This is a genomic window from Dyadobacter linearis (genome assembly GCF_907165045.1).
Taxonomy (GTDB): Bacteria; Bacteroidota; Bacteroidia; order Cytophagales; family Spirosomataceae; genus Dyadobacter; species Dyadobacter linearis.
Genome location: NZ_CAJRAU010000002.1, coordinates 942,931 through 957,423 on the forward strand (window position 1 = coordinate 942,931; position 14,493 = coordinate 957,423).

Annotated in this window: 16 protein-coding genes; 12 read left to right on the forward strand and 4 right to left on the reverse strand. The window is 46.3% G+C overall.

Going from position 1 to position 14,493, the window contains the following annotated elements; genetic code table 11:
* Positions 1-89 precede the first annotated feature (89 nt).
* Entirely contained in the window at positions 90-1,079 is a 990-nt protein-coding gene (locus tag KOD92_RS09955; RefSeq protein ID WP_215233390.1) for a bestrophin family protein, read from the forward strand.
* A gap of 52 nt (positions 1,080-1,131) precedes the next feature.
* Here the strand turns inward: KOD92_RS09955 and KOD92_RS09960 are convergent, their stop codons facing one another.
* Complete coding sequence (locus KOD92_RS09960) at positions 1,132-1,836, reverse strand: hypothetical protein (protein ID WP_215233391.1); 705 nt, start codon at positions 1,834-1,836, stop codon at positions 1,132-1,134.
* Between the two features lie 109 nt (positions 1,837-1,945).
* Entirely contained in the window at positions 1,946-2,692 is a 747-nt protein-coding gene (rluF, locus tag KOD92_RS09965) for a 23S rRNA pseudouridine(2604) synthase RluF (protein WP_215233392.1), read from the reverse strand.
* Positions 2,693-2,852: 160 nt separating this feature from the next.
* Here rluF and KOD92_RS09970 point away from each other — a divergent pair, with 160 nt between their 5' ends.
* Both KOD92_RS09970 and KOD92_RS09975 read left to right on the forward strand, forming a co-directional pair.
* Positions 2,853-4,151 (forward strand): acetylxylan esterase, encoded by a 1,299-nt coding sequence (locus KOD92_RS09970; protein ID WP_215233393.1) that lies wholly within the window; start codon positions 2,853-2,855, stop codon positions 4,149-4,151.
* An 82-nt stretch (positions 4,152-4,233) separates the two neighbouring features.
* Positions 4,234-5,535, forward strand: a complete 1,302-nt coding sequence (locus KOD92_RS09975) for a Gfo/Idh/MocA family protein (protein WP_215233394.1) — start codon at positions 4,234-4,236, stop codon at positions 5,533-5,535.
* 236 nt (positions 5,536-5,771) lie between these two features.
* Here the strand turns inward: KOD92_RS09975 and KOD92_RS09980 are convergent, their stop codons facing one another.
* Together KOD92_RS09980 and KOD92_RS09985 are read right to left on the reverse strand one after the other, a co-directional pair.
* Positions 5,772-6,128: a hypothetical protein gene (locus tag KOD92_RS09980; protein WP_215233395.1), complete on the reverse strand. Its 357-nt coding sequence runs from the start codon at positions 6,126-6,128 to the stop codon at positions 5,772-5,774.
* A gap of 178 nt (positions 6,129-6,306) precedes the next feature.
* A complete protein-coding gene (locus KOD92_RS09985; protein ID WP_215233396.1) occupies positions 6,307-6,633 on the reverse strand; it encodes a tetratricopeptide repeat protein in 327 nt (108 codons plus the stop codon).
* A gap of 92 nt (positions 6,634-6,725) precedes the next feature.
* Between KOD92_RS09985 and KOD92_RS09990 the strand changes: the two genes are divergently transcribed.
* From KOD92_RS09990 to KOD92_RS10030, 9 genes are all read left to right on the forward strand, one after another.
* A complete protein-coding gene (locus KOD92_RS09990; RefSeq protein ID WP_215233397.1) occupies positions 6,726-7,463 on the forward strand; it encodes an electron transfer flavoprotein subunit beta/FixA family protein in 738 nt (245 codons plus the stop codon).
* Between the two features lie 38 nt (positions 7,464-7,501).
* Complete coding sequence (locus KOD92_RS09995) at positions 7,502-8,476, forward strand: electron transfer flavoprotein subunit alpha/FixB family protein (protein WP_215233398.1); 975 nt, start codon at positions 7,502-7,504, stop codon at positions 8,474-8,476.
* 228 nt (positions 8,477-8,704) lie between these two features.
* Positions 8,705-9,298 (forward strand): bifunctional nuclease family protein, encoded by a 594-nt coding sequence (locus tag KOD92_RS10000; protein ID WP_215233399.1) that lies wholly within the window; start codon positions 8,705-8,707, stop codon positions 9,296-9,298.
* A gap of 133 nt (positions 9,299-9,431) precedes the next feature.
* Entirely contained in the window at positions 9,432-10,310 is an 879-nt protein-coding gene (locus KOD92_RS10005) for a cell division protein FtsX (protein ID WP_215233400.1), read from the forward strand.
* Between the two features lie 27 nt (positions 10,311-10,337).
* Positions 10,338-10,553 carry a DUF3098 domain-containing protein gene (locus KOD92_RS10010; RefSeq protein WP_215233401.1) on the forward strand — a complete coding sequence of 72 codons (216 nt, stop codon included), beginning with the start codon at positions 10,338-10,340 and terminating at the stop codon, positions 10,551-10,553.
* Positions 10,550-11,326, forward strand: coding sequence for an undecaprenyl-diphosphate phosphatase (locus KOD92_RS10015; RefSeq protein ID WP_215233402.1), 777 nt, complete (start codon positions 10,550-10,552; stop codon positions 11,324-11,326). The genes KOD92_RS10010 and KOD92_RS10015 overlap by 4 nt, the downstream gene beginning before the upstream one ends.
* 36 nt (positions 11,327-11,362) lie before the next feature.
* Entirely contained in the window at positions 11,363-12,064 is a 702-nt protein-coding gene (truB, locus tag KOD92_RS10020) for a tRNA pseudouridine(55) synthase TruB (protein ID WP_215233403.1), read from the forward strand.
* Entirely contained in the window at positions 12,061-12,990 is a 930-nt protein-coding gene (locus KOD92_RS10025; RefSeq protein ID WP_215233404.1) for a bifunctional riboflavin kinase/FAD synthetase, read from the forward strand. The genes truB and KOD92_RS10025 overlap by 4 nt, the downstream gene beginning before the upstream one ends.
* Positions 12,991-13,072: 82 nt before the next feature.
* Entirely contained in the window at positions 13,073-14,455 is a 1,383-nt protein-coding gene (locus tag KOD92_RS10030; protein WP_215233405.1) for a mercuric reductase, read from the forward strand.
* Positions 14,456-14,493: the final 38 nt, after the last annotated feature.

The following is a 14,493-nucleotide window of genomic DNA, read 5'->3' on the forward strand; positions in this document are numbered from 1 at the left end:
CATTATTTTCCGGTTCACGGAAATAGTTGGCTCCGCATGTCCTATATTCTGACAGATTACATTCCTATTCGTTTTTTACCATACCTATTATGTATACCGCACGTGAGATAAAGCTCCGGATCGTACTTTCCTTCTCCTGGAAAATGCTCTTATTTTTCTTCTTCTATTCGGCTGTCCTTTGCTGGATCAGCGTTTGGACCGGAGTACCACTTGGTTTTTCATTTGTTCCTATCGGGTTAATTGGTACGGCGGTTGCTTTTTATGTCGGCTTTAAAAATAATTCTTCCTACGAAAGGTTATGGGAGGCCAGGAAAGTGTGGGGAGCGATCGTGAATGCGAGCCGAACCTGGGGTGCGTTCACATGTACCTACATTCAATCGGAGGAAACGGGCGAAGGCTCGGTGAAAGCCAGGTTGATCCACCGGCATATTGCCTATATCAACGCAGTCCGCATTCAGCTTCGCTCAAAAAGTGTGTGGAATGATCTGAATACGGTGGAGCATCACGTGGTGGAAGCGCAACATATTGATCCGGACCAATCCATGCAGGACATGCTTGCCCGGTTTTTGCCCGAAAACGAAGCTGCCTATTACCTGCAACGCAAGAACCCCGCGACTCATATCATGAAGGCGCAGGCTAGCGAACTGGATGTAGAATTCAAGGCCGGGAGGATCAGAGAGCGATTCTTTTTCCATATGATGAATGTGCTGCAGGAATTTTATAACCAGCAGGGTGCAGCCGAACGAATCAAGAATTTTCCTTTTCCACGGCAATATGCCTACTTCAGTAAGGTTTTCGTGTGGCTGTTCATTATTGCATTGCCTTTTGGATTGATCAACGAATTTGCCAAGCTGGGAAACATATTTATCTGGCTCGCTATTCCCAGTTATATGGTTATTTCCTGGGTTTTTTATACGATGGAAATTGTAGGCGATACCAGCGAAAATCCATTTGAAAACGCGCTAAATGATGTTCCGATGACGTCCATCTGCCGCACGATCGAGATAGACCTGCGTGAGATGCTGAAAGAAACAAATATCCCCGCTCCTATTACACCTGTCAATAACATTTTAATGTAAACCCTTATGCTGGAAAAGCTCGCGGGCAGCGAACTTAAACCAACCGTAGCAGTCAAAGAGTACTGCAAAATTCAAGTGTTTTTTCAAGATCCGGCTCAACTTCCAGATTGATCTCGTTATCCCTCAAAAACCTGCTGATCGCACTTTTCTGCGAAGGGAATATTTTCAATAGATTGGCCCGGTTAGCCAGATAGAAACGCTGGTTTTTATCTATCAGAAAATACACAGCCCTTCTTTTCATCAACACTTTCTCATTTGTATCCAGATACCTGAATTCTCCTTGCTTATTCATAAAAGTGGAATAGCTGGAAATGGCAGCAGTACTCGAATACTGTCCATAAGCAGCATATTTTTCGTGTCCCAGTTGCGAAAGAAATTGCTTTTTACCCAGCTTAAGATCGCCGTAATCTCCTGCGATCTCAATGTGTCCGTGGCCGGGATTGTAATAATACACGCTGTTTCCGATTTGCACGCGGTCGACAAAATTGTTGTCAGCGAATAGCAGAGTGTCCCTGAGTAAACTGATGAACATCACCTCGCCGTGCACCAGATTGTAGTTCATTTTTGCATTAGAAGTCTTCCCGTTCCTGAAATGCACCTGCCCATCGGTAAATGCAGGATTTTGATAGCGCCCGGCATACGGAATTACCTTATTCACATCAGTCGCGGAGCCTACCTGATACGATTCTCTGCCTTTCTGCGCCGACAAAACTTGCGGTAAAAAAAAGAATAGCACAAAAATCAGTAATATTTTCATCGGGCGGGTGATTTAAAGTTGCTATCAATATTCCATTTTAAATTTAGACAATTCCCGCACAAATCCCTTTTTTCTTGTTAGCTCATATTGATTGATCTCGAAGTACTATCTACTCTTCCCAGGTTTCAATCGCAGAACCTTCTTCTGTTTTGACCGAATCCGCAATCGCCGCATTGATCTGCTCCATCTCCGTTTCGGTCAGATCGCGCCATTTTCCGATTTGCAGGTTTTCAAGCTTCACATTCATAATACGCACTCTTCTCAGTTTGGTCACCTGATAACCCAGAAATTCGCACATCCGACGGATCTGGCGGTTGAGTCCCTGGGTTAGTACGATCGTAAAAACGTGCGTTCCATCTTTTCGCACAGCGCATTTTCTTGTAACTGTTCCCAGGATCGGAACTCCGGAGCTCATTCTCCTGATAAATTCTTCGGTAACAGGTTTGTTTACAGTTACCACATATTCCTTCTCATGATTATTGCCCGCGCGCAGGATCTTGTTGACGATATCCCCGTCGCTGGTTAGAAAGATCAGTCCTTCCGAAGGCTTGTCCAGCCGGCCGATCGGGAATATCCGTTCCTTGTGCCTGATATAGTCAATGATGTTACCTTTTATGTTCCGCTCCGTAGTACAGGTAATTCCCACTGGTTTGTTGAACGCAATGTAAACCGCCGGCTTCCTAGATTTCAATGGTTTCCCATTCACGCGCACATCGTCTTCTGTGGAAGCCTTATCACCTAAGACCGCCACTTTTCCGTTCAGTGTCACTTTTCCCTGCTCCACCAGCCTGTCCGCTTCACGGCGGGAACAGAAACCCGTTTCGCTGATGAACTTGTTGATTCTTGTTAATTCCAATGCATTCTTATTTTTTGAGGCAAAACAATTCCAGTTCAAGGAAGCAAATTACTCTGTTTTGGAAAAATTATCGGCCACCGGACAAAGATTTGGCGGTTTGGTCACTTTACCTGTCAACGTTAAATTTATCTATAAAACAAGACAGATCAATTCCTGCCCTATGAGAAATCGCTTGCTGCTCCTCCAATTTTTGCTTTGGATCACGATCATATCCGTACACGCACAGCCTGTCCGCCGGCCCATCGAAGTGATCGTCACCGCCGACCGGGAAGACTGGACTTATAAAACGGGTGAAAAAGTACAGTTCTCCGTACAAGTGCTCAGAAATGGGTATCCCGTCAAAAATGCGCAGTTACGATATGAAATTGGGCTGGAAAAGCTGGAACCAACAATTAAGGAAACCAAAACTGCCGCCGATGGAAAACTCACAATCGACGGTGGGACATTGAAAACGCCTGGATTTCTCAGATGTATTGTTTGGGCAAATGTAGATGGAGGCGAATACCGCGGCCTGGCAACAGCTGCTTTTGATCCATTGAAAATACAACCTACCGTTTCAAATCCGGAAGATTTCGACGCGTTTTGGGCTAATGCAAAAAAGGAACTGGCGGCCGTGCCAATGGATGCGAAAATGACCCTCATCCCCGAACGTTGTACTGAAAAGACGAACGTTTACCATCTGAATCTGCAAAACAGCAGACCGGGTACCCGCGTTTACGGTATTTTGAGCATACCTAAAAAAGAAGGAAAATATCCGGCGTTACTTCGCGTGCCAGGTGCGGGAGTGCGGGCCTATTATGGCGATGTATCCACTGCGGACAAAGATATTATTACACTTGAAATTGGTATTCACGGCATTCCCGTAACGATGGACCCGTCGGTTTATACAGATCTCGGACAAGGCATTTTGAATGGTTATCCTGCCTATAATATGGATGATAAGGATAAATTTTTCTACAAAAGAGTTTACCTCGGCTGCGTGCGGGCGAATGATTTCTTAGTAAGCCTGCCTCAATTTGACGGTACCAATCTGGCTGTCACCGGCGGTAGTCAGGGCGGTGCATTATCGATCATCACAGCAGGATTGGACTCACGTGTAAAATGGCTGGGCGCGTTCTACCCCGCACTAAGTGACGTGACTGGCTACCTGCACGGACGGGCCGGCGGCTGGCCGCATTATTTTGACAAAAACGGGATTAAAACAAATAATACAAAAGAAAAACTGGCGACAGTAGGCTATTATGATGTGGTAAATTTCGCAAGAAGAGTGAAAGTACCCGGACTTTACATCTGGGGTTTCAACGACGAAACCTGCCCTCCCACTTCCATGTACTCTGCATACAATGTGACCACAGCCCCAAAAGAGCTCAAACTGTATCAAGACACCGGCCACTGGACTTACCAGGAAGAAAAAGATGTGATGAATAACTGGTTGGTCGAGAAGCTAAAAGGTAAATAGGTTAGGAGTTGCTAGAAGCAAATAAGAACAATACCTAACAACACCGAACCACCCGAACCAAAACCGAACCAAAAACACCCCCATGAACCGTAGAACATTTATAGAACAATCGACCTTGGCGGGGGCTGCTTTTTCTGCGCTGCCTCTATTGACGGCTTTGCGACGAGCCGCACCTTATAAAACCGCCCTGATCGGCGCCGGCTGGTGGGGTACCAATATCCTCCGCTGTGCTATTCAGGCGGGAGAATCCAAACTCGTCGCGCTTTGCGATGTGGACCAGAACCAGCTGAAAACCTGCGCGGAAGTTTTTTCTAAACTGACTCCTGACAAACCGAAACTATACGGCGACTACCGTGAAATGCTCCTGAAAGAAAAGCCGGAGATCGTGATCGTCGCCACGCCGGACCATTGGCACGCGCTCTGCTGCATTGCCGCGATCGAATCCGGCGCGCATGTTTATGTCGAAAAACCTATTTCGCATACCATTAAAGAAGGTCGCGCGATGGTGAATGCTACGCGGAAGCACGGAAAGATCGTACAGGTGGGCACGCACCGGCGTGTTTCGCCTCACAATGTTTCGGGAATGGAATTTCTTAAATCCGGCAAAGCAGGCAAGATTGGAATGGCGCGTGCATTTGTGCATTACGGTGGCGGACCAGGCCAGAAAACGCCCGATCAGGAACCGCCGAAAGGTTTGGATTGGGATTTCTACTGCGGGCCCGCGCCGCTGGTACCTTATAACAAGACGATCACGCCAAGAGGTTTTCGCAATTACCTGAATTTTGCAAACGGTACGCTCGGCGACTGGGGCATTCACTGGCTTGATCAGGTATTATGGTGGTCGGAGCAAAAGTATCCTAAGAAAGTATACTCCACCGGCGGCCGCGCGATCCGCCAGGACAGTACCGACGCGCCCGACCATCAGGTCGCAGTTTACGATTTTGACGGATTTACATTAGAATGGGAACATCGCAATTTTGCGGCTAACAATGCAGAGAAAACGCACCCCCAGCAGGCAGTAGGCGTTTATTTCTACGGAACGGAAGGTACATTCCACATGGGCTGGCTCGACGGCTGGACGTTTTACCCAACCAATCCAAACAAACCAATTATACATGAAGACGCAAAATTAAATAAGCCCGACGATCAGAATATTCAGGAATTATGGGCGAATTTTCTGGATTCGATTAAAACCAACAAGCCGCCGGTTTGCGAAATAGAAATAGGTCAGCGCTCGACAAACGTCGCATTGCTGGGAATGCTTTCTTATAAACTAGGAAGAAGTATTGTCTGGGACGGAGAGAAAGAGGTAATCGAAGGAGACACTGAGGCTAATAAATTGCTCAGCAGGGATTATCGTGGGGAGTGGAAGTATCCGGGATGAGAGCTGGACGGTGGCAGTTGGCATTGTTCGTGGTCATTAGTTGTCATTTTTAGTGGTCATTTGTTGTCATTGATTGTCATTTTTCGTCATTTGTGGTTACCAAATAATAAAGCAACAAATGACTACGAATGACAATTAATGACCCATAACAACAGTGACAATTAATGACCAACGCCTACCAGTGACAATTAATCACAACTAGTGACACTCAAAACCAAGTTGCGTTCTGCAAAATGTCAGTCAATCTTCACCACCTCAGCGGGAATATTGTACTGTTCGATGATCTCGCGGGTGAAACGGACGTGACCTCTTGGGGCCATGAGATATAGCTTTGCGCCTTTCATGCCTGCCAATTCGCTCAACAGTTTCCACTTGGAGATACTTCCCCGCAGCTGATCTGTTTTCATCGAAACTTCCAGATAATGGCGGTTGAACATGTTCACCCCTGTAACGTCAGGTGTAAACTTTGCGTTGTCGGCTGCTCTTTCGTACGATTTCGGGGTTTCGTATCCTTCCATGTTTGCCTGGATTTCCTTAAACCCGTGAGCCTTGGCCCACTTTACCACTTGTGGTATGAATAACTCCTTTTCCATAATGCTGTGCATGAATAAATGTCTTTCCGAGCTGTAACAAGGAAAGGTTTGTAAAAAATCGGGCTAAATTGTGATGAGGAAGATTTTATAAATGCCGTAAGATAGCTGGCAAAATATAGAACTAGGTGCTAATATACGGATTTTTGGCCCTCTGATCCAAATTTCGCTGCAAATAAAGTCAGTCGTCCAGCTCGTCCAGAAAATTATTATAGGCTCTCTGCAGCTCAGACAGGGCCTTCATATTCCCCTGCTTGCGCGCCAGTTCCACACCCTTTTGATAAATTTCCTCAGCTTTTTCGGACTGTTCCATTTCAGCAAAAAATGCGCCTGCGTGGTAATAGGTCGGAAGGTACTCCGGATGCTCCGACAACAAAATATCGAAAAATCGGGAAGCCTGCGTGCTGTCCGATTTCGTGTACTCTATCGCCAGTGCATATATATTGAACGGATCGTTTGGATCTTCTTCGTAAAACGTCAGTAAATTGGCTAGTAAGGTATCGTTCATTGCAAAGTATTATGCTTGCATACTATTTTGATTTCTTTTAATTTGCCCGCCGAAGCTTTTGTCACAAACTTAATACAGGTAACCAAATACTCATGAAAATTCTCGTTTGTATTACGAATGTACCGGATACTACTTCTAAAATAACATTCACAGATAACGATACCAAACTGAACAAAAACGGTGTGCAGTTTATCATCGGGCCTTATGACGATTACGCACTGGCTCGCGGCGTTGAGCTGAAAGAGCAAACCGGCGGCACGCTCACCGTACTTCACGTTGGGGAAGCCGACGCAGAGCCGCAGATCCGTAAAGCACTGGCCATCGGAGCAGATGACGCAATTAGGGTTAATGCAGAGCCAATGGATTCGTACTTTACTGCCGTTCAGATCGCGGATATCGCCAGGCAGGAAAATTACGACCTGATATTAATGGGCCGGGAATCGATCGACTATAACAGTGGCGTAGTACACGGATTGGTGGCCGAAATGCTGGGCATCAGCTCCTATTCGCCTGTTATGAAACTGGACATTTCAGGAAACACTGTAACGATTGCGCGGGAAATCGACGGTGGAAAAGAGATACTTACAGCGAATTTGCCACTTGTTCTGGGATGTCAGGAGCCGATTGCTGAATGGAAGATCCCGAATATGCGGGGTATCATGACTGCAAGGACCAAACCGCTAAAAGTAGTAGAACCGGTCTCGGTAATTGAAATGACGGAGCCTCAGCACTATTCACTGCCAGCCCCGAAAGGTGCCTGCAAGATGATCCCTGCAAGCGAGGCGGGCACGCTGATCCGGCTTTTGCAAACGGAGGCGAAAGTGCTTTAACCTTCCTTTCAAACCATTGACCATTAAATTTAGAAATCATGTCAGTATTGATATATATAGAACTGGACAACGGTTCGATCAAAAAAACATCACTGGAAACAGTCGCTTATGGAGCCAAAGTCGCTGCCCAAACGGGCGGACAGGCTATTGTGCTGGCTATTGGAAAATCCGATAGTGACGAGCTGGAAAAAGCAGGCGATTTCGGAGCGGAAAAGGTACTCCACGCGTCTGACGAAAAGCTTTCTCACGAAAATAGTATGGCGTATGCTGATATTCTCGTGCAGGCCGCCGAATCTACCCAAAGCAAGATCATCATATTGCCAAAGTCGGGCCTGGGCGATGCGATGGCGGCGCGCGCAGCGGCTAAGTTGAAAGCAGGGATTGTGTCGGGTGTAACTGCATTGCCGGAAACAGAAGGCGGTTTCAAGGTTACGAGAAGTATTTTTACCGGAAAAGCATTTTCGACGGTTGAGATCAAATCTGATATTAAAATCCTGGTTGTAAAAAAGAATGCGATTGAACTGGATGAATCGTCGGTAGGTACTGTAAAAGCGACGGTTGAGACATTTAGTCCCCAACTCCGCGACGCTGATTTTCAGGCCACTGTGGTAGAAGTCGAGAAAGCGAGCGGCGAAGTTTCGCTTACCGAGGCGCAGGTGATCGTTTCAGGCGGTCGCGGCATGAAGGGACCGGAAAACTGGCAGCCGCTGGTCGATCTGGCGAATGCACTGGGTGCGGCCACGGGCTGCTCCAAGCCCGTTTCTGATCTCGACTGGCGGCCTCACCACGAGCATATTGGCCAAACGGGCATCAAAGTAGCGCCAAACCTTTATATCGCCTGCGGTATCTCCGGCGCTATTCAGCACCTGGCTGGGGTCAACGGTTCCAAATGCATTGTAGTGATCAATAAGGATCCGGAAGCTCCGTTTTTCAAAGCGGCGGACTATGGAATAGTGGGCGACGTTTTTGAAATTCTGCCGAAGCTGACGGAAGCGGCGAGGGCTATTAAGTAGCATTTCTAGTGATTTTCAATCGAAATGGAATATTTGATGAAATAAAACATTTAAAATACGTTAGAAATCAGACCATTACCCGCTGATATTTCCGGCGAGGCCGTTTGTAACCCGTTCTTAACCCGTGCATGATTTTTTTATGCAGCACGGGTTATTTATTTTTGCATGAAATTTCCGCCCAGAAGTAATTCACCAACTGTTTATCATTCTTGCGCATTTAGTTTTAACGTGAAAAAAATCAAGTTAGAAATTCTGGGTCTTTCCCCGAGCCAATCACAGGCCGGCTCTTTCGCTCTCGTACTCGGAGAGGAACTGGGCAACCGTCGCCTGCCTATTATCATTGGAGTTTTCGAGGCCCAGGCAATCGCTGTGCAGATAGAAAATATAGTCCCAAACCGCCCGATGACACACGACCTGTTCAAGTCTTTCGCCGATGGGATGAATTATACGCTCAAAGAAATCGTCATTTCCGATCTGAAAGAAGGCATTTTCTACGCCAAGATCATTTGTACTGATAGTTTGCGGGAAGTTGAAATCGATGCCAGGCCCTCTGACGCCATTGCAATCGGCCTCCGTTTCGACATTCCTATCTTCACTTACGAAGCGATTCTATCCGAAGCCGGTATTGTTTCAAGCTCGCTGACCGATGAAGAAGACGAGGATGAGGATGCTATAAAAGAGACCATAAAGGCAACCGGATCGAAAGACGTAATCCGCGATTTGTCGCTCGACGAATTGCAGCGAATGCTGGACGAGGCACTTTCTAAGGAAGACTACGAAAAAGCTGCGAAGATCCGCGATGAAATGGGCCGGAGGAACTGAGCCTCTCACAACAGAAAGTTAAAAATAGTTAAGCGTACAGTCGGATCAGGCTCTTTTGAATATTAAATCCTTACTTTTGCCACTGTCCGTTTCTGATAGATCCCATCTAAAATAAGCGAAATCCAGAGCCGATATGCCTAAAAAGAAGAAGATTGGAAGTTACCCGAATGCGATGATCGTGATGAGCCTCACGGCTGCCCTTTTCCTCATCGGATTTTGCGGACTTCTTGTTATCCAATCTAAAAAACTGGTTTCCATTATTCGTCAGAACATCGAAGTCCGCATTTTCCTAGACAAACAGCTGACCAAAGCGGGTGAAGATTCGATTTTGAATGTAGTGAAAGTAAAACCTTTCGTGCTGAATGCGCCTGATGTAAAGCCTATCGTTTACGTATCCAAAGAAGAAGCCGCAAAGGAATTTATAGAAGGTACCAAGGAAGATTTTGCTACTTTTTTGGGTGAAAATCCGCTTCGAAACAGTTTACGCGTGAAGATCCACGAAGACTATTTTGAAGAAGCGAAATTATCGCAGATCAAAAAAGACCTTGAAAAGATCGGCGGCGTGTATGAGGTAGTTTACCAGGAAGATCTGGCCGACAATATCAACCGGAATGTTACCAAAATCTACGTGGTGCTGGCCAGCTTTGCACTGATCATGCTGATAATCATTGTGTTGCTTGTCAACAATACCATTAAGCTCGCCATTTATTCCCAACGTTTCCTGATTCGCAGTATGCAGCTGGTAGGCGCCACCAACGGATTTATCCAGCGGCCCTACGTAGTTCGCGGCGCTGTGCAGGGGCTGGTTGGCGGTGTTTTAGCAGGTTTGATGCTGATTGGATTGCAGCAGGTTGCAGTGAGGAATGTGGAGGGGCTGGCGATGTTGCAGGAATATGACAAGATCGTTATTCTGGTAGCAGTGGTACTTTCACTCGGCGTATTAATTGGTGTGTCAAGCACTTACCAGTCACTTGCACGCTACCTTCGCATGGCGCTGGACGATTTATATTGATAATAACCAAGACAAAAAGATACCGTTATGAACAGCAAAAAAAGTGAATTGCCTTTCGCTTCTTCCAATTATGTGATGATGCTCACAGGAATTGCCGTAATACTGGCAGGCTTCCTGATCATGAGTTTTGACTCGACGGAATTTGGTTTCGGCTTCCTGGGACTGACATTGGGCCCGATCGTGACGATCATCGGCTTTGTTATAGAGTTCTGGGCGATCTTACGTAAACCATCTGATTCATGAGTATTTGGCAGGCCATTATTTTAGCTATTGTTGAAGGGATAACAGAATTTCTACCCGTTTCCTCCACCGGGCACATGATCATCGCCTCCTCTTTCATGGGGATCAGTCACCTGGAATTCACCAAAATGTTCACGGTCAATATCCAGTTTGGCGCCATTCTATCAGTGCTTGTACTCTACTGGAAACGCTTTTTCCAAACTGCTGATTTTTATTTCAAACTTTTCGTAGCCTTTCTTCCGGCTGCCGTGATCGGTTTCCTGTTAAATGATTTTATCGACGCGCTTCTTGAAAATGTGGTCGTTGTTGCCGTTTCGCTACTAGTAGGCGGTATTATCCTGATATTCATTGACCGTATCGCCAATGATACGCGCGAGAAACCGGTCACTTACTGGACTGCATTGAAAATCGGTTTTTTTCAGTGTATTGCGATGATCCCGGGCGTTTCCCGCTCCGCTTCCACCATTATTGGGGGAATGTTGCAGGGGCTTTCGAGGAAGCAGGCGGCTGAGTTCTCATTTTTCCTTGCAGTTCCAACTATGGCTGCGGCGGGCGGATATAAGTTGTTGAAAACTTACGATACTATCAAAGCAGAGGATATTCAAACGCTATTGATTGGTAATCTGGTGGCTTTCGTAGTCGCAATGATAGCTATCAAGTTCTTTATCAGCTTTTTAACCAAATATGGCTTTAAAGTTTTCGGTTATTACCGTATTATTCTGGGTCTGATATTGCTAGGCCTGCTGGCGTCCGGCTATAAGCTCGATGTAGTTTAAGTCACGCCATTTATCTCATCAACATTCCATTTTACCTTGCAAAGTGATCCCAATATTCCTGACGAAGGAGAAGTCATTTTAATTGACAAACCTTTGACCTGGACTTCGTTTGACGTTGCCAACAAACTAAAAAGAGCCTGCAAATTCAAGAAAATCGGTCACGCAGGCACATTAGACCCACTCGCGACCGGCTTGCTGATCTTATGCACGGGCAAAAAAACGAAGCAGATTGACACTTACCAGGCGCAGGAAAAAGAATACACCGGTACTTTCGTTTTAGGAAAAACAACCCCTTCTGTCGACCTGGAAACTGAGTTCGACGCCGAATATACAACCGACCATATTACACAGGAAGTTCTGGAAAGTGCCCGCATTCAATTGACAGGGCATATTGAGCAGGTACCTCCTATTTACTCCGCAGTTCGTGTAGATGGCGAGCGGCTTTATAAAAAAGCGCGTCGCGGCGAAGTGGCTGAAATCAAAAAGCGTAATGTGGAAGTCTCACTTTTTGAAATCGACGCTGCCCGCTTTCCTGAAATCGATTTTAGGATCATTTGTTCAAAAGGTACTTATATTCGTAGTATGGTTCGGGATTTCGGTGAACTGGCCGGAAGCGGCGCCTATCTGAGTGCATTGTGCAGAACGAGAATAGGCGCATTCGAACTTAAAAATGCATGGAGCCTCACCGATTTCATTCATCAGAAACGGGTCGCCCTGAACTTAGAAGTGGACGAATGAAAATTTATCACAGCCTGGATTCCTTTTCCAAACTGGAATATGGCGTAGTAACAAGCGGCACCTTCGATGGCGTGCACCTTGGACATCATAAAATACTTTCACGATTGCTAGAAATCAGCAGGCAATCGGGCGGAGAATCGGTGGTGCTAACCTTCTGGCCGCATCCCCGCACCGTAGTTTCCGAAGATAGTCAGGGACTCCAAATGCTGTCGACGATCGATGAGAAAATCGAGTTGTTTGCAAAGCTGGGCATTCACCACTTATTGATAATCCCTTTTACCAGAGCCTTTTCCGAACTGTCTTCCGACGAATTTATTCAACAAATACTCGTGGACAGGATTGGTACAAAAAAGCTGGTAATTGGTTATGACCACCGTTTTGGAAGGAACCGCGAAGGCAGTTTCGAATTCTTGCAAAAGAACTGCGCAAACTACGGTTTTGAGGTCGAAGAGATTCCCCGGGAAGATATTGAAGACACCGCGATCAGCTCCTCCCGCATTCGGAAAGCATTAGTTACCGGGCATATTGAAGAGGCAAATGGCCTGCTGGGCCGCCCTTATACATTATCAGGAACTGTTGTAAAAGGAAAACAGTTGGGCCGGACGATCGGCTTTCCTACTGCCAATCTGTTTCTGCACGAATCTTACAAGCTGGTACCGATGAATGGCGTATATGTTATTTACGCGACGCACCAGGGCACCCGTTACGAAGGAATGCTCAATATTGGCGTGCGCCCCACAGTAGATGGTACCATAAGAACCATTGAAGCACATTTATTTGATTTTGACAAAGAGATATACGGCGAAGACCTGACGCTGGAATTGCTGCATTACCTCCGACCCGAACAGAAATTCGACGGGCTGGATTTACTGGTAAAGCAGATTCAGATAGACAGGGAAAGTACAGCCGCCTATTTCGCCAGCTAGTCGTTATTTATATTAGATTGCATGGAAGCGCGTCGTAACGGCACGCTTTTATTGTTTTTAGTGTAAAAGAAAACCCAGATCTATGAAGCACTACGACGCAGTTGTGATCGGCTCCGGCCAGGCAGGAACTCCTCTATCTAGAAAATTGGCACAATCGGGTAAGAAAACCGCACTTATTGAAAGGAGATTTGCAGGTGGTACCTGCGTAAACGACGGCTGTTCCCCAACCAAAGCGATGATTGCATCCGCCAAAGCGGCCTGGGTAGCGCGCAATAGCAGCAAGCTGGGTGTTTCTGCAAGTGATATTAAAATAGACTTCGAAACGATCCGCGATCGGAAAGACGAGATTGTCAAAAGCATGCGGGGAAGTTTAGAAAAGGGATTTGCGGGAACGGAAAATTTGGAGGTGATATATGGTGACGCACATTTTTCGGGAGAAAAAGAGATCACGATTTCACTTAACGACGGAGGCAGCGAAGTAGTCAGCGGCGAGCTTATCTTCATCAATACCGGCCTGAGTCCGGTTATTCCGGATATCCCCGGGATACAAGAAATCCATTATCTGACCTCAACCAGCATTCTGGATATTGAAGATATTCCCGAACATTTACTGATTTTGGGCAGCGGCTATATTGGTTTGGAATTCGGGCAAATGTTTAGTCGCTTTGGCTCGAAGGTAACTATTATAGAACCTTCCGAGCGGATCATGAAGCATGAAGATGAAGATATCGCAGCAGAGATCACCAAGATTTTAGCTGAGGAGAATATTGAAATCCTCATAAATTCAAAGGTAACCGCTTTTACTAGGAACGAGGAAAAAATTCTGGCAAAAATTAAAAAACACGACCAGGAGCATTCTTTCGAGTATTCTCATATTTTGATTGCGACAGGAAGAAAACCTAACACCGATAGATTGTCCCTGGATGTAGCCGGCGTCGAATTGGATGATAAAGGTTTCATTGTTGTAAATGATTCGCTTGAAACTTCCGCCAAAGGAATCTACGCATTGGGCGATATAAAAGGCGGAATGGCCTTCACACATATTTCCTATGATGATTACCGCGTAGTTGCGGCTAATGTGATTGACAAGAAGCAAAGTACAATCAAAGGCCGGCAGCAACCTTACTGTATGTTTATCGACCCGCAGCTGGGACGTATCGGCATGACCGAACAGGACGCACGCGACGAAGGGTTAGACATCGACGTTTACACAATCAAGAACGACAGCGTCGCGCGTTCCATCGAGACGGGTAACACCCGGGGAATGATGAAGGCGGTCGTAGACAAAAAATCAGGTAAAATACTTGGTGCGGCGGTACTGGCCGAGCAGGGTGGCGAAGTGGTGACGATTTTGGAACTCGCAATAATGGGTGGGATTACTTTCGACAAGCTGCGTGACGGTATATTCGCCCACCCAACTTATGCCGAGTCTTTGAATAACCTGTTCATGTCGAAGCCGCACTAAAACGTGCATTTACTGGTAAAAACGAGCATTTTTTCGCT

Coding starts and splice junctions, on each gene's coding strand:
- KOD92_RS10010 (WP_215233401.1), top strand. CDS start 10,338: ATGAACAGCAAAAAAAGTGAATTGCCTTTCGCTTCTTCCAATTATGTG.
- KOD92_RS09975 (WP_215233394.1), top strand. CDS start 4,234: ATGAACCGTAGAACATTTATAGAACAATCGACCTTGGCGGGGGCTGCT.
- KOD92_RS10015 (WP_215233402.1), top strand. CDS start 10,550: ATGAGTATTTGGCAGGCCATTATTTTAGCTATTGTTGAAGGGATAACA.
- KOD92_RS09985 (WP_215233396.1), bottom strand. CDS start 6,633: ATGAACGATACCTTACTAGCCAATTTACTGACGTTTTACGAAGAAGAT.
- KOD92_RS09960 (WP_215233391.1), bottom strand. CDS start 1,836: ATGAAAATATTACTGATTTTTGTGCTATTCTTTTTTTTACCGCAAGTT.
- KOD92_RS09990 (WP_215233397.1), top strand. CDS start 6,726: ATGAAAATTCTCGTTTGTATTACGAATGTACCGGATACTACTTCTAAA.
- KOD92_RS10025 (WP_215233404.1), top strand. CDS start 12,061: ATGAAAATTTATCACAGCCTGGATTCCTTTTCCAAACTGGAATATGGC.
- KOD92_RS09970 (WP_215233393.1), top strand. CDS start 2,853: ATGAGAAATCGCTTGCTGCTCCTCCAATTTTTGCTTTGGATCACGATC.
- KOD92_RS10030 (WP_215233405.1), top strand. CDS start 13,073: ATGAAGCACTACGACGCAGTTGTGATCGGCTCCGGCCAGGCAGGAACT.
- KOD92_RS09995 (WP_215233398.1), top strand. CDS start 7,502: ATGTCAGTATTGATATATATAGAACTGGACAACGGTTCGATCAAAAAA.
- KOD92_RS09955 (WP_215233390.1), top strand. CDS start 90: ATGTATACCGCACGTGAGATAAAGCTCCGGATCGTACTTTCCTTCTCC.
- KOD92_RS10005 (WP_215233400.1), top strand. CDS start 9,432: ATGCCTAAAAAGAAGAAGATTGGAAGTTACCCGAATGCGATGATCGTG.
- KOD92_RS09980 (WP_215233395.1), bottom strand. CDS start 6,128: ATGGAAAAGGAGTTATTCATACCACAAGTGGTAAAGTGGGCCAAGGCT.